This is a genomic window from Wolbachia endosymbiont (group B) of Protocalliphora azurea (assembly GCF_947251865.1).
Taxonomy (GTDB): Bacteria; Pseudomonadota; Alphaproteobacteria; order Rickettsiales; family Anaplasmataceae; genus Wolbachia.
In genome coordinates, this window is record NZ_OX366394.1 from 1,374,429 (window position 1) to 1,396,646 (window position 22,218).

Consider the following 22,218-nt stretch of genomic DNA (forward strand, 5'->3'; position numbering starts at 1 on the left):
ATCACTAAAAAGTTTTATTGGTTATGGTATATAATATGTCTAAGCAAGTAGGTAAACAAGGTGAAAGTAATCTTATTTTAGAGCCTGAACAGTTCTCTAACAGCTTCTTCAATAGTCAACAGAGTAGTTCATCAAATCCAAAATTACCGACTATAAGTCGTAAAGATAGGCATATGGATTTAATCAAGAAAAGGTACGCAAAAAACAAAGATGTTGCAGAATATCTAAGAAGTTATGACTTTATTAAAAGAGCAGAAGAATTGTCAATAATTTATCTTTTTGAGCGAGACTCATCTTCTACGAAATTGCAAATACCATTGACTACAGATGAACAAATTCTAGTTAAAAAATTTTGTGATGAGATGATAAAAGGTATAACAGAACACGATGAGCAAGAAAGCGTTTTAAAGTACATGGAACGCATAATAGAGGGTTATTTAAATCAAGGAATAAGATTAAACTCATATTACGGTAAGGATAATAAGACTGTAACAAATTTTATATTTGAAAAAATGGAAGAATTAATTAATCGCTTTCATGCAAATCCACACAATTCAACTACAAAAAATATCATACAAAAGATCACTCGTAATTTAGTGTTAAAAGGTGGGGTAGAAAAAGGATTATCTTTTTATAGCGATATTGAAGGCGGATATTACGGCTCTAATTATTTAAATGATCTTAACGAACAATGTAAGAGTAAGAAAAAAATGCTAGAGGGTCTAGCATATGAAGGTATTGTGAAAGAAAATAACAAGCAAATTGATAAATATGATCTTGAAGTAGAAGTAGATAATAAATATTTTTATATTAAGTATCCACAAGGTAGTATTGTTGAAATTGCGAGAACTTTAAATAATGAAAAAGCTAAGGATTTAGAAGTTGGCATATTTCAGATTGAGGAAAGTATAGTAAAAGTTGAAATTACAGAAGATGGAAAAAGAAATTACACAGATATCTTAAAAGGTGGTATTGAAATATTTTTTACTACTAAAATAGGAGAGATTAGTATTTATCTACGGAAAGATGGTAACAAAATGGTAGTAGAAATTGATGAGAAAAGCAAAATAAGGTTTAGCAAGTTAGAAAACAAATCAAGCTTTGGAGGGAATTGTCTTATACAGGGAAAAAGTGTTTTAGAAGTTATGGGCAAGAGTTTTGAAAATATTCCTGAGGAGTTAACTCAGACTATTAAAAACGTTCCATCTACTAGTCTTATGCAAACATGTTTACAACAACAAGAAAACTCTAATAGGGAATTAAATTAATGTATTTTTAGGATAATAATTAAGAAATTAATTATAAACATTCATACGCATTCGATTGTAGTAGAGGATATGAGGCAGCAATTAGCACAAGAACTAAAGGCAAATGTGGTTGGTTGTCAAATAGTGATTGATTAAATCAATTTAGAGAGGTAAATAGCAGCTTTGCAGCTTGTTTTTATGAACAAAGATAAAACGTTGTAGCCAAGTGCGCTTTCGGCATTGTGCTGAATTGCAATATCTCTGTGCTCTAATTCCTCATCGCGAAATTTACTTATAGTTTCTCTTAATTCCCCATCTTCTAAATGTAAGACTTGCTCCTTGTAGTGCTCTCCGATCACTTCTTCAACTGCAGCAGTGCAAGCCATAGCGGCTTTTTTACCCATCATGGCAGTTACAACACCAAGTGATACCCCTAAAGCACCCCAAACTGGCAACAAAACAGTAGGACGAACTCTTTGCTCCTTGATTTTCTCATTAAAATAGTGGAAATGTTTTTTTTCCTGCTCCTCCATTTCAATTATTTTGTCAATTATGGAAGATTTTTTAAGAATAAATTTTTGACCAGAATAAATGCAAATGGCTCCATATTCGCCAGCATGATTTACTCTAATTGCTTGTTCTAAAAAATTTCCTTTCAATTTTTTTATATTGCTTTCCAATGTTTCCTCCATTTATTTCTGCATTAGTACTACTATAAACCAACATATTATAGAGTAAATAAAATTCCATGCATACATTGCACCAACATTGTGATTACAGGAACTCAAGTAGCAATAGCAAAAGTTACTTGACAGACTCTCCCACTTTCCCTTATCATATCAATAAGAGTATTTATCCTTGTTTTTAATCTCTGCAGATTTAACAACAAAATTCAGTAAAAAACTCAGGTATATATTGGCAGATTACATAAAATTATAGCGGCTGCATGTCTTTTTTATTTTTTCTACATTCAGCCAAAACACGCTTTAAATAAGCGTTAGCACATTATTACAATGCCAATTTACATTATTATAGGGTCAAAACTCACTACTGGGGGATTCTTTTGCCTTTTTTTTGTTTAGTAAATTTCTTAATATCTATAACTAACATGAACTAGGCAGTGTGTCAATAGGGTGTCATTCTAGTCTGGAATGATAGGAGAAGGTACTGCGATGACAACAAGTAGTAAGCTAAACGTCCGTGTGGTTATTGGTATTATCAAGATATTCTCTAATCTTCTTTAAATCTTCCCAAGCTAAGCGTTTTTGTGCTGGTTGACGAAGTAGATAGGCTGGATGAAATATAGCGGCTGTGGTAATTGCATGAGATAAATATTGGTTAGTATAAGTATGAAATTTGCCACGCAAGTTCGATATAGTCTTTGTGTTATCAAGAAGGCTATAACATGCGATTCCTCCAACAAAAATCAGAATCTGCGGTAAAACAAGAGCAATATGCTTCTCAACAAATGGTCTGCACATATCAAGCTCTAGATCAGTTGGTTTTCTATTACCTGGTGGACGCCAAAACACGGTGTTGCTTATATATACCTTAGTGCGGTCCAGATTAATTGCACCGAGCATCTTATCGAGCAGCATTCCGCTTGCACCACAAAATGGTATGCCTTTCAGGTCTTCATTTGCTCCTGGTGCTTCACCAACAAGCATGATTTTTGCATTTGGATTACCATCGGAAAAAACAGTATTAGTTGCAGTTTTTTTTATTTCACAACCCTCAAATGACTTAACTGCACTTCTTAGTTCATCTACACTACCACATTCACTTGCAAGCTTCCTTGCTTCAATGATCCAATCACTTGGGAACATGGCTTTTTTCTGCTCGATGACAGAAGACTGTGCAGCTCTCTCATTTTCCACTTTTTTTTCCTCTTCACCTTCAGTTAGCGTGCAGTCAACACCCACTTCATGATAGAACTTCAACAATTCTAGATCTTCATTGTTCATAGTGCCTCTTAACCTTTTGAGCTTTTTTCATAGCCATATCGTACTTCAATTTAGACAAATGTCTAACGTATAATATACCATTTAAATGATCTAACTCATGCTGAATACACCTTGCAAGCCAACCACTAGCTTTTAGCGTCTGTTCTTCGTTATTTAAATTTTTATATTTCACAGTTAAATATTTTGGACGCTTAATTTCATGGCTTTGCTCTGGAATTGAAAGGCACCCTTCTTTGAGAATTACTTGTTCACCCGATAATTCTGTAATTTCAGGGTTAATCATGCAAAATTTGCCAGTTGATTCATATCCTGCTGGCCCATCTTCAGCCTTCTCTGGCTGAACGTCCATGATAAAAATTCTCTTCAGCACTCCAACTTGTACTGCAGCAAGACCAAGACCTTCTGCATAGTACATAGTTTCGAACATGTCGTTTACTAATTCTTTAATTTTATCGGTTATATCTATTACTTCACTGGCACGTGTAGTTAACCTTTCATCAGGGGCAATTACAATTGGCAATTTAGACATAAAATTAAAATTTTATGTTTTATTTTTTCCTTTGTACAGTATTTTGGGTATATTAAAATGTTGCTGTATTTTTAATAGAAATATAAATTATTAAAGGAAGCTACAATTTGAATGGAATTGTGTCATAAGGTCAACTAATGTACTCTGCAGTAATAATAAAACCAAAGCGAAATGTTTTTGCCGTTTTAGACGTAGGTACAACAAAAATTATCTGTCTCATTGTTAAGATCAATAGCAACTTCAGCTATAAAATAATAGGAACGGGTTATAAAAGTGCAGAAGGTATAAGCGGTGGATCAATAACTGATGCAAAGCATGCAAGTTACTCTATTTCATCAACTATAGGTTTAGCTGAGCAAGTATCAGAAGAGACTATAGACCAGATATATGTGAATGTAGCCGGATGTGGAGTCTCATCTTTTAACGTATATAACGAAATTATTGCAGCTAATCACGAAATTTCAGACCGAGACATAAAACGTGTAGTCTTTCAGACATTTGAGAAATATATCGAAGAAAATGTCATCATTCACAATATACCACTGAAATATCACTTAGATGATATGACTGACATAAAGGAAGTCAGTGGATTATATGGAAAAAGATTATCTGCTGATGTTAATGTTGTCACTGCTTCGCGTCCAGCGCTTACCAATATCGAAAATTGTATAACTAATAATAGTGGGATAAGTATGTCTGGTTGTGTTGCTTCTGCATATTCTGCAGGCCTTGCCTGTCTAAGTAAAGATGAAAAAGAGCTAGGAACTGCCGTTGTTGACATAGGAGGTGGATGCACTGCAATTGGAATTTTTAAGAGAGGAAAACTTGTGTACACAAGCAGCATTCCAATTGGTGGCATTCACATTACCCGAGATATAGCTTATGGACTATGCACAAGTATAGAGCATGCTGAACGCATAAAAATACTATACGGTAGCACTATTGTAACTTCAATAGATGAGAATGAATGTATTGCAGTGCAAAGTAATGAAAGCGATGAACCAACTCAAGTGTTTAAGTCTGAACTTGTTAACATCATAAGACCAAGGGTTGAGGAAATACTTGAGCTGATAAGAGAACAATTTCAAGAACAGAAAGATCCAATTAATAAAGTAGTGATCACAGGTGGAACCAGTCAACTCACAAGCATGAAAGAAATTGCAAGCTATATATTCAATAAACAAGTCCGTATCGGATGCCCTGAATCTTGTAGCGGTCTTGATGGCGAATACGACAAAAATCCTGTATTTTCTGCTGCTTTAGGCTCTATAAAGCTAATAGTTGACACCTTTTATAGAAATAATTCTGGAATGCTTGGTCACGATGGCAAAATAAGTAAGTTATACCATTGGGTTAAATCAAAAGTCACAGTCTAGATTTTTGTCTTTATCTCTTAATATACAAATGGCTTGATCTAAGAGCTTATTTTTATAGTATTATTACACTGATGTATCCGTAAGAGAAGCAGAAAATTACAATAAAACGTAAGAAACATGAACATAACTATACATTCACAAGAAGATTTTGACTTTATGCGTAAAGCTGGCAGGCTTGCAGCTGAAACCCTTGATTTTATTGCACCACACGTCAAAGTAGGCGTAACAACTAATGAATTAAATGATCTATGTCATGATTTTATAATCAATGCAGGTGCAATTCCAGCACCACTGAATTATAAGGGATATCCGAAATCAATTTGTACTTCGAAAAATGCTGTTGTATGTCATGGTATTCCTGATGATAAACCTCTTAAAGATGGAGATATTTTAAATATTGACGTTACAGTGATTTTAAATGGCTGGTATGGTGACACAAGTCGCATGTTTTGGGCTGGTAAACCCTCAATAAAAGCAAAGCGTTTGTGTAATGCTACTTATAATGCGCTAATGGAAGCAATAAAACAAGTCAGGCCAGGCAATAAGTTAAATAAAATAGGACTTACTATAGAAAAATATATTGAAGATTTTGGATATTCTATCGTACGCAATTATTGTGGACATGGCATAGGAAAGGTTTTTCATGCTCCACCAAATGTTGTACATTTTTATGATGAAGGTGAGGATCTTATCTTAAAAGAAGGCATGTTTTTTACGGTAGAACCAATGATCAATGCTGGAAAACATGAAACTCTGCTCAGCAAGCTAGATGGCTGGACAGTGACAACACGTGATCTTTCACTTTCTGCACAGTTTGAGCATACGCTTGGAGTCACAAAAGATGGAGTTGAAATATTTACACTATCACCTAAAAATTGGCATTTTCCACCTTATGATTAGATTTTTTAAACACTTGGTTTTTGAAAAAATCTAACTCTTAACTTGTGATATAGCAACTAACCCAATTAATGCACAGAAAATCATGTAAAAACTTGCTAAAGTTCCTTGTCCTGTAACTTTGATAATAGTTGTGCATATAAATGGTGCAAGACCACCAAAAAATCCCGAAGCTATATTTCTTGATAAACCAAATCCACTGTATCGTACCTTTATTGGGAATAATTCACACATAAACGCGCTAACAGGACCAAGAGAAGCAGCTATTGGGATTATAAAAAGAACGTGCGCCATTATGGTGAGCAAATTATTACCACTTAGTATCATTGAAAAAACTGGATAACTTACTACTATAAAAGTCACAAATGCAAATTTCATGACTCTTTCTCTCCCTACCTTATCAGAAAGTATTGCAAATAGTATAGTCAATCCTCCAAGTGCAACCTGATTCAATATTTCTACTGCGTGATTAAAGTGAGTGTTTATTGTTGATGCAAGTAGATTAAAAAACACTAAATATATGTAAAGAGATGCATTCTCAACTATGTCAACTCCAATTGATATTAGAAAAGGTTTTTTATAGCCATTTAACAGTTCTTTTAACGGTAATTCATGTGGCTTTTCCTGCTTTTTATATTCTGGGCTTTCATCGAGTATATATCTCATATATATACTGATTAATCCTATTACAAAACTGAAAATAAAAGGCAATCTCCATCCCCAAGATTCAAAATCGGATACTTTTTTGCATATAAGCACCACTATAAGACTTAATATTGAGCCAAGAATTGCGCTCAATACTTCAATACTGCCAAAGAATCCTCTTTTATTTTTAGGAGCATGCTCTATTAAAAATGGGGCATTTCCTGCCTCTCCTCCAAGAGATATACCCTGCAATAATCTTAAACATACCACCAGTACTGATGCGAGTACCCCAATGTTCTGATAGCCTGGAACAAATGCAATAAGTACGGTTGATAGAGTCATCAATATGATAGAGAGAAATAGAGCAATCCTTCTTCCATATTTATCGCCAATGTGGCCAAATATAGCAGCACCAATTGGTCTTATTAAGAAACCCACTGCAAACACTCCAAAAGCTTTAAGTATGCTGACTAATTTGTCGTCTGATGGAAAAAACACATCTCCGATTATGCTTATTAGATGGCTGAAAAGCATGTGATCATACCACAACAAAGTGTTACAAATTAAACTTGATAGTATTACTTTTGTTATTTGTTGCACGAAATCTTCCGTAATTTGTTTGATATTATAGTAATATTACTTACTTTTTCAAACGTGAATTATGTAAATGTTATATTAATAATATTATCTTATTAAATTTTTATATCGTTGATTATATTTAAATATTCTTATACTATACCTATATATTTCCATATATTTTTTGGCGAGAAAGTTATTTTAATTTAAGTGCACAAAGTCTCTTGATATGACACATATTCCAGTTTTGTTGAAAGAGATGCTACTGCAATTGTCACCACACAGTGGTGGTATATATGTGGATGCCACGTTTGGAGCTGGAGGATATAGCAAAGCAATATTGGAATCCGCTGATTGCAAAGTGTATGCAGTTGATAGAGATGAAACAGTTACTAAATTTTATGATGATCTAAATGTTAAATACCCTAATAGAATAAAGTTATTTATTGAAAAGTTTAGTAATATCAAAAATTTATTAGATAGTAATAATATTAAAGGTATCAATGGAATAGTTTTCGACGTTGGAGTTTCATCTATGCAGCTTGATAATGGAGATAGAGGATTCTCATTTCTACGTGATGGCCCACTTAACATGAGCATGGATAACTATTCTCATATGAATGCTTCGACGTTTGTTAACGCTTTACGTGAAGAAGAGATTGCGAACACTATATATAATTATGGGGGTGAGCGTCATTCCCGCAGAATCGCAAGAGCGATAGTAAATGCGCGGAAGAAGAAAATTATCAAAACTACATTTGAACTTGCGGATATTGTACGTTCTGTAGTGTTTCGTGGAAAAAGCAAGATTGACCCTGCAACTAGAACATTTCAGGCAATCAGAATATGGGTAAATGATGAGCTAGGAGAGCTTGAAAAGGGTATTAAAGCTGCATCTGAGATTTTAAGTGAAAACGGCAAATTAATTGTAGTTACCTTTCATTCTCTAGAAGATCGTATAGTTAAAACCCTTTTTAAAGATTTGTGTGAACCAGGACCTACCAAGACATTCTCCCTTTTAAACAAAAAAGTGATTAAAGCAAGTGCGGAAGAAATAAATGCAAATCCGCGTGCGCGTTCAGCAAAATTAAGAGCTATACAGAGGTTGTCATGAGAACCTTCTCTATTATTTCAATAACTATGTTTTTATTATAGGGTTATTTAAGGTAAAATTACATGTCCACTCACTAAATAAATAGCTAACACAAATAAAACGTGAAATTAATTTAGTGCAAAGCAACATAAAAGTTCTTCAAGCAGAATGAAGTTATTTGAGTAATCCAAAAGGGGCTTGTAAAGCTTATGGAGAAATATATAAAAAAATAACTCTTTGATACTAGCTAGCCAGGTTCGACTATCTAAATGACCTTAGTGTGTTAGCAAAATCATAGTAACGATTAGGTTTAGGTTTTTAGATAAACACACTACGATAAAACTTACTTTGATACGAAATTATTTGCATAAGATTTTGGCAGTCTTTTAACATCTTTTGGCATTTCAATTGTGTACTTTGTGTTGTGTTTCTTTGCGTAAGATATTGCTTTTTCAAGAGAATCAAACTTTAATACAATCTGTTTTTGGGGATCTTTTGAGCCAACCCATCCCATCAAAGGTTCAATATAGTAAGAACAAGGCTCAATTTTTAGGTACCAGAATTTTGTATTACCTAAGCCAGATTGTGTTGCAGTTTTTGTTGGCTTATAAATCTTAAAAACTACTTGATCGTTAATACTCATAGCTCTTACTACGTAATCTTAAGTATATATCTAAATAAATTTTTCCACAAAGAATTAGTGTGAAAGAATGAAGTTTGAAATAAATATTTTTATGTTATATTATTAAATTATATAAAAAGGATTAGCTGAATAGGAGTAATCGATGGCACAGCAAGAAATGGTAACAATTAATGCAGAGTTACGTGATGTAAAAAAAAAGAAAGCGATTCAGGCTCTGAGGGAGAAGGGAAGTATACCTGCAGTTATATATGGTAAAGGGCATGATAACGTAAATTTGACATTGTCTGCAAAGGAATTTACTAAACAATATAAATCAGGTTCTCTTTCTGCACATTTAATAGAACTAGATATTTCAGGGAAAAAAGAATATGCTCTTGTTCGTGATATTCAATGGCATGTAGTAAAGGATACTGTGCAACATGTTGATTTTCAGTTTGTTGATAAAGGTAGTGAAATTAAAATAGATATACCTTTATCATTCATCAATGAAAGTAAATCACCAGGAATCAAATTAGGTGGAGTGCTTAATGTTCTGTGTCGTTCTATTACTGTCAAATGCTCTCCTGAGAAAATACCTCAAGTCATAGAAATTGATTTGTCTGGCAAAATGATTGGTCAGTCTATACATATCAATGATGTAAAATTGCCAGAAGGTGTTAAATTTGTAGCTCATGAGGAAGAAAATTTCACCATTGTAACAATCTCTGCTGCCGATAGTGATGTTGAAGAGCCTCAAACAAAAACAGAGGAGTAGTGCATTTAATAGCTGGGCTTGGTAATCCTGGTAGTCAATATGAGTTAACTCATCATAATATTGGTTTTATCGTTATTGACGCAATTCACAAATATTGGAATTTTCAGTCATTTTCTAAGAAAGCCGATTACTTGATAACCTCTGGCATAATTAATAATAATAAAATCATGCTGATAAAACCTTATTCATTTATGAATAATTCAGGTATTCCTGTTGCAAAAATAAAAAATTTTTACAAATTATCGCTAGACAATATTGTTGTCATACATGATGATGCTGACTTAAAATTCGGAAGAATAAAAGTAAAAAAAGGCGGTAGCTCTGCTGGACACAATGGACTTAAGTCTATAGATAGCTTTATTGGTAACGATTATTGGCGTTTGAGATTTGGAGTAGGTAGGCCTGAAAATCGGAAAAGCTTAGCAGATTATGTATTATCAAAATTTGAAAATTTTGATAATGTTATCCTCTTAGTGGAAAAAATAGCAAAAAATATACACCTAATGCTACAAGGAGATATCTCAGCTTTCATCAACTCGGTTGAGAGTGAAACTTTAGTATAGCAATTGAATACTGCCTAATACAAGCATCTAGATTAGAATACTGATTCTTCTAGAAGTTGTTCACGCTCCTCTTCTATTGCAATAGAGTTATCGTGATTTTTAAATAAATCTCTGATTTTTGTTTCTATTTCATTTGCAATTTCTTTATTCGCCTTGAGGTAGCTTTTTACATTTTCTCTTCCTTGCCCAAGACGCGTATTGTTATATGAATAATAAGCGCCTGCCTTTTCAAGGACACCAAGTTTTGCTCCTATATCTATTATTTCCCCAAGTTTTGATATGCCTTCATTATACATTATATCAAATTTTGCCTCTCTAAATGGAGGAGCGACTTTATTTTTTACAACTTTAACTCTCGTTTCATTACCCGTAATATTCTCTTTATCCTTTATCGCACCAACTTTTCTTATATCAAGTCTTATAGAAGTATAGAATTTTAACGCATTTCCACCAGTGGTAGTTTCAGGATTTCCATATACTACTCCTATTTTCATACGAATTTGGTTGATAAATATCAATATACAGTTTGCTTTTGAAACTGCAGAGGTGAGCTTTCGTAGCCCATGACTTAGAAGTCTTGCTTGTAGTCCCATGTGCTGGTCGCCCATATCTCCTTCAATTTCAGCTCTTGGAGTTAGTGCTGCAACAGAGTCAATAACTATTACATCAACTGCACCAGAACATACTAAATACTCAACAATATGCAACGCTTGTTCTCCAGTGTCTGGTTGTGAAATCACTAAATCATCGGTGTTTACTCCAAGTTTACGAGCATATATAACATCCAGTGCGTGCTCCGCATCGATAAATGCACATAAACCTCCTTTTTTCTGTGCTTCAGCAATTACATGCAAAGCAAGGGTAGTTTTACCAGAACTCTCAGGGCCAAATATCTCAATTATACGTCCTTTTGGCAATCCCCCAACACCCAGAGCTGAATCAAGTGCAATCGACCCTGTAGATATCGTGTCTATTTTTTCTACAGGGTTTTGCTTTAGCTTCATTATTGCACCTTTACCGAATGCTTTTTCAATTTGACTTATTGCATTATCTAGTGCTTTTTGCTTATCATTATTTCTTTCTTCTGGATTATGTGCCATGGATCATTTATTAACTTGTATAGTCTCCATGGTAATTGAACGCAACCAATCTGCCAAGGGTTTTTTAATAACGAAGAACGTTATACCAAATTCCATTACTAATCGAACAAATAAGAAACATTACAAACTCGTTTAATAGTAGTGCTGGAAATACTGACAATAAAATTACACAGAACATCTGCAAGTAAGCCTATGGTATCGTAGACTCTGTTACGTAAAGTATTGTATTTGATATATTGCCACAACCTCTCAACAGGATTCAGTTCCGGTGAATAAGGAGGCAAGTATATAATGGTAATGTTTTCCTGAAATTTCAAACTTTTTGATCTATGCCAACTTGCACAATCCATTACAAGAAAGGCTTTTTTCGTGCCTAAATCTTTCGACATCTGCTCCAGAAATATATTCATACAATCAGTGTTTACATATGGAGCAAGTAGGCTGATTTTCTTACCACTTCTTGGATTTACCGCACTGTAGATATAGAAATTTTGTCTACCAATTTTCATTTTAACCTGCGTTCTGACCCCTTTTTTAAACCATCCGTGTCCGATTTTTGAATGAGTTCCAAATCGTGATTCATCAAAAAAACATCTCTTTTTCAGGGTGGGAATTGACTATTTTATTGAAGTATTTTTTAAACTCTTCTTGCTTGTTTTTATCTTGTTTATGGTGCATTGGCCTCGGTGTTATATAAGAAAATTTCATCCTTTGTATCTCACGGTGCACTGTTGATTTGCTAATGTTTAGGCCAAATTCCTCTGAGATTTTTATCTGCACTTCCTTAATAGTAATATTTGGATTTCTTTCTACCCATATTTCAATTTGCTCACGTTGATTTTTCTTTAATTTGCTTTTTCTTCGCCGCTGAGACGGGGCAAATAATCTTTCTACTCTACCAAATTTTAGATGCTTTATCCATTCAGTCAAAGCAGTCCTTGAAATTTTACATATTCTTGCCACAGCGCTTATACTACTTTCTTTTCCTGCTATCACCGCTTGTAACTTTTTTGAAACATATGCGTTATTTCTGACCTTTTTTAACATTTCTTTCGCCAAATTTACAACTTTTTCGTCTAATAGTTTTGACCTTAATGCCATTTATACCTCTCTATTTTATCTACTTTATTATCACTTCTTTCCCATTATTGTCTATCTGTTCTTTGCATAGTGGGAATTGGTATTAGTTACCTAAAATTAGATAGATAGACTTTGTAGTGCGATACAAAATAACGATAGAATACAATGGTAGTAGTTTCTCTGGCTGGCAAAAGCAACAACACTCTGCTAACTCAATTCAGGAAACCATAGAAAACGCTATATTTAATTTCAGTGGCGAGAGAGTCTCTTTGCATTGTGGTGGCAGAACTGACACAGGGGTTCATGCTTTAGAGCAAGTTGCTCATTTCAATATGGAAAGGCAATTTGAGCTTTACAGAATAAGAAATGGAATAAACTATCACTTAAAAGCGATTCCTATAGTTGTGCTTAGTGCAGAAGCCGTAGATGATGCATTTCATGCGCGATTTTCAGCAAAAAAAAGATATTATGAATATAGAATAATTAATCGCTACGCTCCTGCAGCTCTGGAAATCGGTTATGTGTGGCAAGTATTTAACCCACTTGACGTAAACATCATGCGTGAAGCTGCTAGACACCTGCTTGGAAAACATAATCTTTCAAGCTTTCGCTCAAAAGATTGTCAAGCTACAAATCCGGTCAGAACAATCGATGATATTGATATAGTACAAAACGGAAGTCACATATACATCAAAATATCTGCGATTTCCTTTTTACATAACCAGGTGAGGATTATTGTTGGTACTTTAGTTGAATTTGGAAAAAATAGAACTAATCCACAAGAAATGCTAAACATATTAAGTCAATGTAAAAGAAACGCTGCTGGAATCACTGCACCGCCTCACGGCTTATACTTAGTAAAGATAGATTACTAGCTTAAGTCCTCATTGGCATTACTATATATAGTGCACTTGGATCATCTTCATCAGTGATAATTGTAGCGCTATTACCATCTGATAAGCTAAATTTACACTTGTTTTCTATACAGGATAAAACATCAAGCAAATAACGAGAATTAAATCCTACTTCCATAAGAGCTCCATCGTAATCCACTTCTATAGACTCAGTTGCATCACTACACTCTTGGGAATTTGAATGTAGAGTTAATAAATTCTCTTGCAATGAAAATTTAATTGATTTTATTTTATCGGACACAACAACGGAAACTCGGTCTATAACACTAGCAAGTTTGCTACTCTCAACAATCATTTGTTTATCTTGAGACGTTGGAATAACGGCTTTGTAATCTGGAAAAGTTCCATCTATCAATTTTGATATTAGAATATACTCACCACATGTAAATTTGATTTTTCTATCTGAAAGTTTTATATTTATCTCATTACAATCATCCAATACTTTCAACAGTTCCATGATAGTTTTACGTGGAATGATCACCCCAAATTCTCCGTTGATATCTTCAGGTTTAGGCCTTTTTATACATGATAAACGGTGGCCATCAGTTGCAACGCAGTACAGAAATTGCTCATCTGTATGCAGATATATCCCATTCAAATTATACCTTGTATCATCTAGCGACACAGCAAACTTCGTTTTAGTCAACAAGTCTACCAAATCTGCACTTAGTAGAGTGAAATCGTATTGATGATCACCTTCTTCAAGAACAGGGAAGTTATTTGAAACTACGTTCGGTAAAGAAAAATTTGCATTTCCACAGGATATCAATAATTTTCCTTGATTATTCATTTCAAAATTGACATCCAAATTAGTTGGCAATTTTTTCACTATATCATGTAAAGTATGTGCTGAGATTTTCACTTCTCCTTCTGCTGATACATTTGCAGTAAGTGAGGCAAATATTGAAATGTCAAGATCAGTAGCCTTCAATTTTATGCTACCATATTGTGCTTTGATATTTATACACGCTAAAACATCTATCGCGTTGCGCCTTTCAACCACTCCACTTACCCTGGATAGCGTATTTAAAAGGCTTGCACGACTTACACTAAAACGCATTTGTTCACACACAGAACTTTGTTCTTTGATTCCTATATCTACAATTTTTGACATATTAATTCTCAAAAATATATTTTAAATGATATTCATATTCTATGTAAAGTGATATCCATATTTTTGTCTGAGAGACAAAACAGCCTATCTTATACTTTAGTGATCAATAATTTACTTTGTATGGCATAAGTCATGCATTTTTTGGTACGCTTTTTGAAAGCCAAGCAAGGAATAAGTATCATCAACATTTGCTGTTTTTACTTTTCCATTAACTACCATTGATAATCCCTGCTTCATTTTTAGAATCAAATCTTGGTCCATTTTTGTATCATCTGTCCACGCAAGACTTCCCTGTATTATTGGCAATTGATATTTAATTTTTTTATCGATATTGAGAACTACAGGCTCATTATTATACTGAAAGCCAGAAGTGACGCTCACCTCATCTGCTTTTTTATCAACGTAACTGACCATTACATACGGCTTGCGATCGGCTGTATAATGTTCACTTTTTTTCTTAGGATGAGATACAATATAACACACTTTTTCACCATCTTCCAATGCAGTATACACAAACCAGTCTTTATATTTTTCGCTCAGTTGTACATTACTAACCGATGCAAGAGTGTCTATTGAAAGAAATATTAGAAATACGAAAAGACTACGCATGTAAACCGAATTTCAAACTCTCTGATTTTATATGTTGTTTTACCTTACTCATCGCTTGCTCAGCCAGCTGTCTTATTCTTTCTCTTGAAACACAATATTTTTTGCTAAGCTCATCCAAAGTCTGAGTATTCTCAGATAAATATCTGCTAATGAAAATGTCTCTTGATCTTTCATTAAGACTTGCCAGCGCATTGCTTAAAATTGTTTCTTTTAATGCCTTTTCTTCATGATTCTGGTAAGCTACTTCTTGACTAACTAAATTACACGGAATCATATCTTGTAACTCCTTTTTAGAGTCATCACCTATTTTTATACAATTATTTAACGACTGATCCTTACAAGCCAGACGATAGCTCATCTGTACAACATCTTCTTCAGATACAGAAAGCTCATTTGATATTGCTTTTATTTCTTCTTTACTCAAAGTTTCTCTGTTTGTGTATTGTAAAATTCTTTTTTTTATTTTACGTAAACTAAAAAACAATCTCCTTTGTGCTTGCGTTGTACCTATTTTTACAAGTGACCAAGATTTTAATATAAAGTCTTTCATTGAAGCTTCAATCCACCATACTGCATAAGTTGAAAAACGAAATCCCAAGTCAGGATTGAACTTTTTCACTGCATGCATTAAACCCATATTTCCTTCCATGACCAGGTCCATCAACAATAGACCGTAATTCTTAAATTTCATTGCAATTTTTACTACCAAATTCAAATGGCTAGTAATCAACCTGTGAGCAGAAGAAATATCCTGGTATTCTTGCCAATTTTTTGCTAATCGCACTTCCTCTTCTTGGGAAAGCATAGGAAATTTTCGCACTTCAGCAATATATTGCATGAGATTAGTGCTACTATTAACACATAAATTTGCTACTGGGGTCAACATAATAACTTAAATTAAAACTCTATACATATAATATATTGATTTTCAGTGAAAAATTCAAGCTTTAATTAAAAAAGCATAACTTTATATCTAGTTGAGATCTTAACAACAGCTACCTAAATGTAGAATTAAAATTGCCAGCGTGTAACGATAAAAGCTACATTAGATAAATAATGTGTTATTCCAGTGCTCAAACACTGGAATTCACATTTCTTTTTTCTAGATCCCAGTGTCATGCTACTTGAATGACAAGAAAAACCCACTGGGATAATAAGACAAAGATAGACTAGAAATTAAACGCTAGTCCAGCTTCTGCACCAAAAGTGCTGTAAACAACATTTTTGATACCAGTATCATCCTTATCTGCCTTATCAAAACTAGCACCATAAGAACCGAAGTAACGAGCTCCAGCAAAGAGTTTGATTTCTGGAGTTACATCATAGCTAACACCAGCCTTTGCTTGATAAGCAAAACCAAATCCTTTTTGATCTTTAACTGAATCAGCTTTTGAAGGATTGCTGATATATGCTGCACCAACACCAACACCAACGTATGGAGTGATAGGCATATCTTCAATCGCTATATCGTAATAAACGTTAACCAATCCTGAAAATGCTGTTAAACTGTCTGCAACATTTGTTTCAGAAGCATTTACTACAGCTGTATCTTTAGCCAATTGTGAGTAAAGCCCTTCAACATCAACTCTAATGTCATCCATTTTATAACCAAATGCACCACCACCAGCTATAAAAGATCTTGTTAAGGGACTATCCTTTTCTTTACCTGTTACATTTTTAATACCATCAACTTTTGTATAAAAAGGTAAAATTTCACCGTTGTATTGTAAACGAACGTAGTAGCTAGTTTCTTCATCACTTATTGGACCAATAGGGTCTGATGAAAAAGCAGAGTTTGATAGGCTTAGCAACGTCACTAAAGCAGCTGCCGAAAAAAACTTTTTATAATGCATAATTGCCCTCGTTAAAAAAATTAAAATTCCACTTTAGCAGTCTAAATAATAACTAAAGTTAAGTCAAGTGCTAACTTAATAACACAAAACCTTCTGTATCTTAACTAACTTTTAGGAAAATACAAAGATTTTATTAATTAATAAATAGAGTTACTCTACTTTTTTTACTCTTGATCTTCTGACACCTATTTCACTAATGTCTTTTTATCTTCTGATCTGCATTCATCATTGTGAATTGCTGCATATTCATGCAGTAATATGAATGTACTTCATGGAAGTACTAGTACAAAAGGAAAACACTTAGTTACTGCATTAAGGCAAACTTCAGTAGTAAATTTAAAAAGGAAGTTTAAATCCAGGTGGTAACCCCATCATACCTGCAAGATCAGAGGTTGCATTTGCCATATCTTCTTCTGCTTTTTTGATGGCATCATTAAACGCTGCTGTCACTAAATCTTCTACTATGTCTTTTTCTTCATTTCTCATAAGCTCTAAGTCTATGTTTACCTTTTTAGCTTTATAGCCACCTATTTTTATAACTTCCACTAATACAGAAACTTTGCCACCACCAGAAATACCTTGAAACTCTTTTCCAATATATTTTTCTTGGGCTTCCGCAAGCTTTTTTTGCATTTCTTGCGCTTGCTTCATTATTTGACTGAAATCCACAACCTACTCCTTATTTTCTATATTAACTACCTTTGCACCTTTAAACGTATTTAATATATCCTTAACTACAGGTGCATAATTTAAATTACTCACTTCCCTATTCATATAACTCGTATCAACTATAATAACCCACTCCTGATTAGTGGCTTGATTTAAGTAACTTTTCAAGTCATTACAAAAATTACTGTTCAAGTTAGATACAGCTTTTAATTTTAAATACCCAAATTTACAATCTATTAATTTTAGATTACTACACAGTTGTTTGTAAAGATAAATTTGGTTACTCCGCCTTAATAGTTGCAAAATCTTATCAAAATCGTAATTTTGTTGTTTATTTTTCACATGGATCCCAGTGTCACGCACTGGGATGACAGAGTGGGGTTTTTCCACATATTTTTTTGGATCCGAGTAGTCAGCTACTTGGATGACAGGGGGGGAAGGTGCAACAGGTCTGCCCTGTCTATTTCCTTGCTCTACATTCTGTGAAAGAATTTTTTTGATCACCTGTTCCGGAGAAGGCAAATCAGAAAGATAACAAAGGCTAATTAATATCATTTCAGCGGCAATTTCATTGCATGTTGAAACCTTTATATCTTGAATACCCTTAAGCAGCACCTTCCACAATCTCGAAAAAAATATTAAAGACTTTTTTGTACTCAAATCTTTTACTTTGCTCTTCTCATATTCTGTATCAATCTCTTTTGTAATTAAAAAACGGCATATTAACTGGATTGTTTGCAGCAGATCTTCAAAAATATTGAGCGGATTTGCTGTTTTTACCACATTGTCGAATACTAACAAAGCCTTCTGTAAATCACTATCTAATACTGCTTCCAGTAGATCAAATATAACGTTTCTATCTACTAGACCAAGTATGTCTGTAACACTTTGAGTGGATATTGTACCATCTTTGCTATATAGCAATGCTTGATTCATCAAAAATAAAGCGTTACGCATTGAATTGCTACAGTGGTGAGCAATTAATTCCGATGCTTCTTTTTCAATAAAATAATTTTCTTTTTGTGCAATATCATTTAAACGCTCCATTATCTTAGCTGAAGGAATGTTATGTAAGTCAAACCTTTGACAACGTGCAATAACAGTTATTGGTATCTTTTTTATTTCTGTAGTTGCTAGAATAAACTTTACGCTAGATGGTGGTTCTTCTAGAGTTTTAAGTAATGCATTAAATGCATTACTGGATAACATGTGTACTTCATCTATAATGTAAACTTTAAATTTAGAACTTATTGGTAAATAGCAAATATCTCCCAAGATCGCTCTAACATCCTCAACACTAGTGTGACTTGCCGCATCGATTTCAACTACATCTGGATGGCTTGAATTTTTTATTGCCAGACAACTTGTACATGATCCACAAGGTTCAAAAGTTGGCCCCAATGAGCAGTTCAAACATAAAGCTATTATTCTTGCAGTGGTGGTTTTACCAATTCCACTGCTACCAGAAAGCAGTATAGATTGTGGAATTTTGTTGAGAGTAAAAGCATTTTCTAGTATACGCACCAATATATCTTGACCTACTAAATCTTTAAAGCTACTAGGACGATATTTTAATGCTATGTTCATAGCCTAGAATAAAACAAATAGTACAAATAGGTATGCAACCCAAAAAGATTCTGATATGGTTGCTTCATTTCTGACCTGACCAAGTTACAGAATTTTTGCCTGCATACCTTATCAAAGGTTATACTTTTTTTTTTTTTTAGCAAGGTATATTCTATATTAGTCTTATAATTTATATGTTAGACCTTTTGCAACATTACTTTGGAGTAAACAGCCGTTACCTAAAATACTCTTCTTCTGTCATCCCAGTGTCCAGACACTGGGATCCAGAAAACTTAATTTTAAATGAATACATTAGGCTGTTGTATAATAAGAACTGGATTCCAGTGTCAATCACTGAAATGACACCCTTCCGGTGGGGATTGCTCTCAAACTACAATGTTCGTACAGTTGTACTGGGATTCAAGTATAAAAATATTTGGAAATTATACAATGGACAATGGATTCTAGGAATATATGTTAAAAGTAATGTCCATAATGAAATAAGCTGGATTCCAATGTCACGTACTGGAATGACAACATATAGGTATTGGAATAACAAAAGAGGAATATTATGATTTTATATCATTTTCCTCTTTGTCCATTTTCACGAAAAGTTAGAGCTCTTCTCAAGGAAAAAAAGCTGAGTTGTGATTTGGTATATGAAAATCCATGGGAAAAGCGGAATGAATTCATGGAGATCAATCCAATCGGACAAGTACCAGTATTAATAGATAATAACTTTGTAATAGCGGATAGTAATGCCATTTGTGAATATATAGAAGAGATTTACAATAGTAACGTCAAATTACTTGGTTCATCAACTATTATTAAGTCTAAAATACGCGCTTTAATCAATTGGTTCGATAGCAAATTTTACAATGAAGTTACTAAGTATATTATGAATGAAAAAGTAATTACTAACCGCAGCCCTGACTCTAGATTTCTTCATGCAGCTCAGCATAACCTGCCTTACCATATGGAATACATCGAACACTTAATTAACAAGAACGTTTGGCTTGCAACCGATAAGTTCACTTTAGCCGATATTACTTTAGCATCACATATTTCTATAATAGACTACGTAAATAGTTTTCCCTGGGAAAAAAGTAAGATTTTAAAAGAATGGTACTCCATTGTTAAATCAAGGCCTTGTTTTCGCGAAATATTATTAGAGAGAGTTTTTGGCTTAACTCCCCCTAGACATTACGCTGACCTTGATTTTTAACTTGCGTTAGTTTTAAAGCTACAGTCATTCCTTCGTCAGTAGGAATCTTACTATTACCCACAAATATAAATGGACATAAAAATAAAGTATTACAACATTAAAGTTTGCAAACATTGAGGGTAAAAAATGGCAAACAGGAATAATGAATGGGCTGAAAATGAATTTGGAGATGCTGTACTTGGAGATAAAAGGTTAACTGACCGATTAGTAAATATTGCTGATAGTTTTACAAGTTTACCTGAAAGCTCAATCAATCAGGCGTGTGGAAGTTGGTCAGAAGCAAAAGCAGCATATCGTTTTTTTCAAAATGAGAACGTGAAAGAAGGCGATATTCTAGCTTCACACGTTGCTAAAACAGTTGAAAGAACAAAAGCCCATAAAAAAATTTTTGTGATCCAAGATACAAGTTATATTTCATACACAGACCATGAAAAAACAAGTGGATTGGGAGTTATTACAAGAAAACATAGTCAAGGTATTATAATGCATACAGCTCTAGCTGTTAGTATAGAAGGTTTGGTACTAGGGATACTAGATCAAAAAATTTATTCAAGACCTGAAGAATCTGAAAACATAAAAAAAAAGAACAATGACAGTATCCGCATTGAAGATAAAGAGAGTATAAAATGGTTAGAAACTTTAAGCAACACAAACAACATTATTGATTCAACTCAAACTGAGACTATAACTATATGCGATAGAGAAGCAGATATATATGAGTTTTTTGAGCTTGCACATAATCTTAATTCGGCAGTGTTAGTTAGAGCTTCCAAAGATAGGGCAGTAAATAGAAAATCTCGATATCCTGAAAAAGGTGAGCAGAAGTTATGGGAATTTATTAAATCCTCTCATTGTGCAGGTACGGTAAAAGTTGAAGTTCCTGCAAAAGATAATAAGCCAAAAAGAACAGCACATTTGGAAGTTAGATTCGGAAAGTTTATTATGCATCCATCTAAGAATAGTATTAGGCATAAGAAAGAAGAATTACTTAAATTACCACACTATGCAGTTTACGTTGTTGAAAAAGACTTTCCTTCTGAAACAAGTCCGCTAGAGTGGATGCTTTTAACAAATCTTCCAGTCAATACCTTTGATGAAGCTGTTGAAAAAGTTAGGTGGTATTGTCTTAGATGGAAAATAGAAATATTACATAAAATTTTAAAATCTGGTCTCAAAGTTGAAGAATGTAGGCTTGGAACAGCAGAAAGGTTGATGCGATATTTAACAGTAATGAGTATTATTGCTTGGAGAATTTTCTTTATTACAACAATTGCAAGAACTGATCCAACATTACCGTGTACTACCTTATTAGCCGAAGAAGAATGGAAAGTTCTATATGTAAAAATACATAGAAAACCATGTTCAAATGCAACTCCTACTATAAAAGAAGCTGTTTCATGGGTTGCTCAACTTGGAGGACATTTGGCTAGAAAAAATGATCTAGAACCAGGACCCATTACTATTTGGAAAGGATGGAGACGTCTCTTTGATCTAGCAGAAGGATGGCGACTTGCTCACGAACTTTATATTTGTGGGTAATAGTAAGGTGTGTATGGATATGGAAGAAACGGGACATCTTGTAACGTAATTTTCAGCCTGTGCCAACGCTCGATCAGCATGTCTGTCTATTGCTTGCCCTGCCTTGAGTTCAATTATAATAGGAACAGAATCCATCAATCGTTGTACACCACGTACAAGAAAAGTAATATCTGTATATCCACCCCCCACAAATAACTCAAGGTAAATACCAGCTGTATGACGATACCTAAAATTCATCAAAAACCCTGACAAAAAACCATGA

Annotated in this window: 22 protein-coding genes, 1 other RNA gene and 1 pseudogene; 10 read left to right on the forward strand and 14 right to left on the reverse strand. The window is 33.8% G+C overall.

The annotated features are described in order from the left end of the window. Positions 1-35: 35 nt before the first annotated feature. A complete protein-coding gene (locus tag OPR35_RS06530; protein WP_052265010.1) occupies positions 36-1,268 on the forward strand; it encodes a hypothetical protein in 1,233 nt (410 codons plus the stop codon). A 131-nt stretch (positions 1,269-1,399) separates the two neighbouring features. On the opposite strand, the gene OPR35_RS06535 is transcribed toward OPR35_RS06530, so the two are convergent. The 3 genes from OPR35_RS06535 to def all read right to left on the reverse strand — a co-directional run bounded on the left by OPR35_RS06535 (position 1,400) and on the right by def (position 3,740). Further along, a complete protein-coding gene (locus OPR35_RS06535; RefSeq protein ID WP_179943898.1) occupies positions 1,400-1,939 on the reverse strand; it encodes a demethoxyubiquinone hydroxylase family protein in 540 nt (179 codons plus the stop codon). A gap of 498 nt (positions 1,940-2,437) precedes the next feature. After that, positions 2,438-3,211 carry a uracil-DNA glycosylase gene (locus OPR35_RS06540; protein ID WP_010403847.1) on the reverse strand — a complete coding sequence of 258 codons (774 nt, stop codon included), beginning with the start codon at positions 3,209-3,211 and terminating at the stop codon, positions 2,438-2,440. Continuing rightward, positions 3,201-3,740, reverse strand: coding sequence for a peptide deformylase (gene def / locus OPR35_RS06545; RefSeq protein ID WP_007302315.1), 540 nt, complete (start codon positions 3,738-3,740; stop codon positions 3,201-3,203). Before def ends, OPR35_RS06540 begins: the two co-directional genes overlap by 11 nt. Positions 3,741-3,877: 137 nt before the next feature. On the opposite strand from def, the gene ftsA reads away from it, so the two are divergent. Together ftsA and map are read left to right on the forward strand one after the other, a co-directional pair. Further along, the gene (gene ftsA / locus OPR35_RS06550; protein ID WP_007302316.1) at positions 3,878-5,116 is read left to right on the forward strand and encodes a cell division protein FtsA; all 1,239 of its coding nucleotides are present in this window, start codon (positions 3,878-3,880) and stop codon (positions 5,114-5,116) included. A gap of 117 nt (positions 5,117-5,233) precedes the next feature. Next, positions 5,234-6,016: a type I methionyl aminopeptidase gene (gene map, locus OPR35_RS06555; protein ID WP_007302317.1), complete on the forward strand. Its 783-nt coding sequence runs from the start codon at positions 5,234-5,236 to the stop codon at positions 6,014-6,016. A 30-nt stretch (positions 6,017-6,046) separates the two neighbouring features. Here the strand turns inward: map and OPR35_RS06560 are convergent, their stop codons facing one another. Then, a complete protein-coding gene (locus tag OPR35_RS06560; RefSeq protein ID WP_012481950.1) occupies positions 6,047-7,258 on the reverse strand; it encodes an MFS transporter in 1,212 nt (403 codons plus the stop codon). Positions 7,259-7,463: 205 nt separating this feature from the next. Between OPR35_RS06560 and rsmH the strand changes: the two genes are divergently transcribed. Further along, on the forward strand, positions 7,464-8,348 hold the full coding sequence (gene rsmH, locus OPR35_RS06565) for a 16S rRNA (cytosine(1402)-N(4))-methyltransferase RsmH (RefSeq protein WP_265024812.1): 885 nt from the start codon (positions 7,464-7,466) through the stop codon (positions 8,346-8,348). 322 nt (positions 8,349-8,670) lie between these two features. Here the strand turns inward: rsmH and OPR35_RS06570 are convergent, their stop codons facing one another. Continuing rightward, positions 8,671-8,970, reverse strand: coding sequence for an ETC complex I subunit (locus OPR35_RS06570; protein ID WP_064085624.1), 300 nt, complete (start codon positions 8,968-8,970; stop codon positions 8,671-8,673). A 142-nt stretch (positions 8,971-9,112) separates the two neighbouring features. Between OPR35_RS06570 and OPR35_RS06575 the strand changes: the two genes are divergently transcribed. Beyond that, positions 9,113-9,724 carry a 50S ribosomal protein L25/general stress protein Ctc gene (locus OPR35_RS06575; RefSeq protein WP_265024813.1) on the forward strand — a complete coding sequence of 204 codons (612 nt, stop codon included), beginning with the start codon at positions 9,113-9,115 and terminating at the stop codon, positions 9,722-9,724. Next, entirely contained in the window at positions 9,724-10,287 is a 564-nt protein-coding gene (gene pth / locus OPR35_RS06580; RefSeq protein ID WP_264684881.1) for an aminoacyl-tRNA hydrolase, read from the forward strand. The genes OPR35_RS06575 and pth overlap by 1 nt, the downstream gene beginning before the upstream one ends. Positions 10,288-10,319: 32 nt before the next feature. On the opposite strand, the gene recA is transcribed toward pth, so the two are convergent. Then, positions 10,320-11,387, reverse strand: coding sequence for a recombinase RecA (gene recA / locus OPR35_RS06585; protein ID WP_052265013.1), 1,068 nt, complete (start codon positions 11,385-11,387; stop codon positions 10,320-10,322). A gap of 98 nt (positions 11,388-11,485) precedes the next feature. After that, positions 11,486-12,488, reverse strand: a protein-coding gene (locus OPR35_RS06590; protein ID WP_265024814.1) for an IS630 family transposase whose coding sequence is annotated in 2 segments (ribosomal slippage) — positions 11,486-11,977 and positions 11,979-12,488 — 1,002 coding nt in all. Because the reading frame shifts where the segments join, the coding sequence is not laid out codon by codon here. A 116-nt stretch (positions 12,489-12,604) separates the two neighbouring features. On the opposite strand from OPR35_RS06590, the gene truA reads away from it, so the two are divergent. Further along, entirely contained in the window at positions 12,605-13,342 is a 738-nt protein-coding gene (gene truA / locus OPR35_RS06595) for a tRNA pseudouridine(38-40) synthase TruA (RefSeq protein ID WP_264685524.1), read from the forward strand. Between the two features lies 1 nt (position 13,343). Here the strand turns inward: truA and dnaN are convergent, their stop codons facing one another. From dnaN to ffs, 7 genes are all read right to left on the reverse strand, one after another. Further along, positions 13,344-14,495 (reverse strand): DNA polymerase III subunit beta, encoded by a 1,152-nt coding sequence (gene dnaN, locus OPR35_RS06600; protein ID WP_007302325.1) that lies wholly within the window; start codon positions 14,493-14,495, stop codon positions 13,344-13,346. Between the two features lie 111 nt (positions 14,496-14,606). Beyond that, the gene (locus tag OPR35_RS06605) at positions 14,607-15,104 is read right to left on the reverse strand and encodes an invasion associated locus B family protein (RefSeq protein ID WP_019078627.1); all 498 of its coding nucleotides are present in this window, start codon (positions 15,102-15,104) and stop codon (positions 14,607-14,609) included. After that, positions 15,097-15,990, reverse strand: coding sequence for an RNA polymerase factor sigma-32 (locus OPR35_RS06610; protein ID WP_012481951.1), 894 nt, complete (start codon positions 15,988-15,990; stop codon positions 15,097-15,099). The genes OPR35_RS06605 and OPR35_RS06610 overlap by 8 nt, the downstream gene beginning before the upstream one ends. A gap of 283 nt (positions 15,991-16,273) precedes the next feature. After that, positions 16,274-16,957 carry a P44/Msp2 family outer membrane protein gene (locus tag OPR35_RS06615; protein WP_149168754.1) on the reverse strand — a complete coding sequence of 228 codons (684 nt, stop codon included), beginning with the start codon at positions 16,955-16,957 and terminating at the stop codon, positions 16,274-16,276. A 336-nt stretch (positions 16,958-17,293) separates the two neighbouring features. Continuing rightward, positions 17,294-17,608, reverse strand: a complete 315-nt coding sequence (locus tag OPR35_RS06620) for a YbaB/EbfC family nucleoid-associated protein (RefSeq protein ID WP_006013488.1) — start codon at positions 17,606-17,608, stop codon at positions 17,294-17,296. Between the two features lie 21 nt (positions 17,609-17,629). Continuing rightward, positions 17,630-19,213 (reverse strand): DNA polymerase III subunit gamma/tau, encoded by a 1,584-nt coding sequence (gene dnaX / locus OPR35_RS06625; protein WP_265024815.1) that lies wholly within the window; start codon positions 19,211-19,213, stop codon positions 17,630-17,632. A gap of 16 nt (positions 19,214-19,229) precedes the next feature. Then, an RNA gene (gene ffs / locus OPR35_RS06630) (signal recognition particle sRNA small type) lies at positions 19,230-19,328 on the reverse strand. A gap of 109 nt (positions 19,329-19,437) precedes the next feature. Between ffs and OPR35_RS07470 the strand changes: the two are divergent. From OPR35_RS07470 to OPR35_RS06645, 3 genes and pseudogenes are all read left to right on the forward strand, one after another. Further along, positions 19,438-19,560 (forward strand): annotated as a pseudogene (locus tag OPR35_RS07470) (WPE palindromic element domain-containing protein); the annotation flags it as partial. 203 nt (positions 19,561-19,763) lie between these two features. Then, positions 19,764-20,417 (forward strand): glutathione S-transferase family protein, encoded by a 654-nt coding sequence (locus OPR35_RS06640; RefSeq protein WP_007302332.1) that lies wholly within the window; start codon positions 19,764-19,766, stop codon positions 20,415-20,417. A gap of 126 nt (positions 20,418-20,543) precedes the next feature. After that, positions 20,544-21,956 (forward strand): IS4-like element ISWosp2 family transposase, encoded by a 1,413-nt coding sequence (locus tag OPR35_RS06645; protein ID WP_264686125.1) that lies wholly within the window; start codon positions 20,544-20,546, stop codon positions 21,954-21,956. Positions 21,957-22,218 lie beyond the last annotated feature (262 nt).

What these genes read in the sequence shown, in the direction of transcription:
- OPR35_RS06530 (WP_052265010.1), top strand. Translation starts at nt 36, where the DNA reads ATGTCTAAGCAAGTAGGTAAACAAGGTGAAAGTAATCTTATTTTAGAG.
- OPR35_RS06535 (WP_179943898.1), bottom strand. Translation starts at nt 1,939, where the DNA reads ATGGAGGAAACATTGGAAAGCAATATAAAAAAATTGAAAGGAAATTTT.
- OPR35_RS06540 (WP_010403847.1), bottom strand. Translation starts at nt 3,211, where the DNA reads ATGAACAATGAAGATCTAGAATTGTTGAAGTTCTATCATGAAGTGGGT.
- def (WP_007302315.1), bottom strand. Translation starts at nt 3,740, where the DNA reads ATGTCTAAATTGCCAATTGTAATTGCCCCTGATGAAAGGTTAACTACA.
- ftsA (WP_007302316.1), top strand. Translation starts at nt 3,878, where the DNA reads ATGTACTCTGCAGTAATAATAAAACCAAAGCGAAATGTTTTTGCCGTT.
- map (WP_007302317.1), top strand. Translation starts at nt 5,234, where the DNA reads ATGAACATAACTATACATTCACAAGAAGATTTTGACTTTATGCGTAAA.
- rsmH (WP_265024812.1), top strand. Translation starts at nt 7,464, where the DNA reads ATGACACATATTCCAGTTTTGTTGAAAGAGATGCTACTGCAATTGTCA.
- OPR35_RS06570 (WP_064085624.1), bottom strand. Translation starts at nt 8,970, where the DNA reads ATGAGTATTAACGATCAAGTAGTTTTTAAGATTTATAAGCCAACAAAA.
- OPR35_RS06575 (WP_265024813.1), top strand. Translation starts at nt 9,113, where the DNA reads ATGGCACAGCAAGAAATGGTAACAATTAATGCAGAGTTACGTGATGTA.
- recA (WP_052265013.1), bottom strand. Translation starts at nt 11,387, where the DNA reads ATGGCACATAATCCAGAAGAAAGAAATAATGATAAGCAAAAAGCACTA.
- dnaN (WP_007302325.1), bottom strand. Translation starts at nt 14,495, where the DNA reads ATGTCAAAAATTGTAGATATAGGAATCAAAGAACAAAGTTCTGTGTGT.
- OPR35_RS06605 (WP_019078627.1), bottom strand. Translation starts at nt 15,104, where the DNA reads ATGCGTAGTCTTTTCGTATTTCTAATATTTCTTTCAATAGACACTCTT.
- OPR35_RS06610 (WP_012481951.1), bottom strand. Translation starts at nt 15,990, where the DNA reads ATGTTGACCCCAGTAGCAAATTTATGTGTTAATAGTAGCACTAATCTC.
- OPR35_RS06615 (WP_149168754.1), bottom strand. Translation starts at nt 16,957, where the DNA reads ATGCATTATAAAAAGTTTTTTTCGGCAGCTGCTTTAGTGACGTTGCTA.
- OPR35_RS06620 (WP_006013488.1), bottom strand. Translation starts at nt 17,608, where the DNA reads ATGAAGCAAGCGCAAGAAATGCAAAAAAAGCTTGCGGAAGCCCAAGAA.
- dnaX (WP_265024815.1), bottom strand. Translation starts at nt 19,213, where the DNA reads ATGAACATAGCATTAAAATATCGTCCTAGTAGCTTTAAAGATTTAGTA.
- OPR35_RS06640 (WP_007302332.1), top strand. Translation starts at nt 19,764, where the DNA reads ATGATTTTATATCATTTTCCTCTTTGTCCATTTTCACGAAAAGTTAGA.
- OPR35_RS06645 (WP_264686125.1), top strand. Translation starts at nt 20,544, where the DNA reads ATGGCAAACAGGAATAATGAATGGGCTGAAAATGAATTTGGAGATGCT.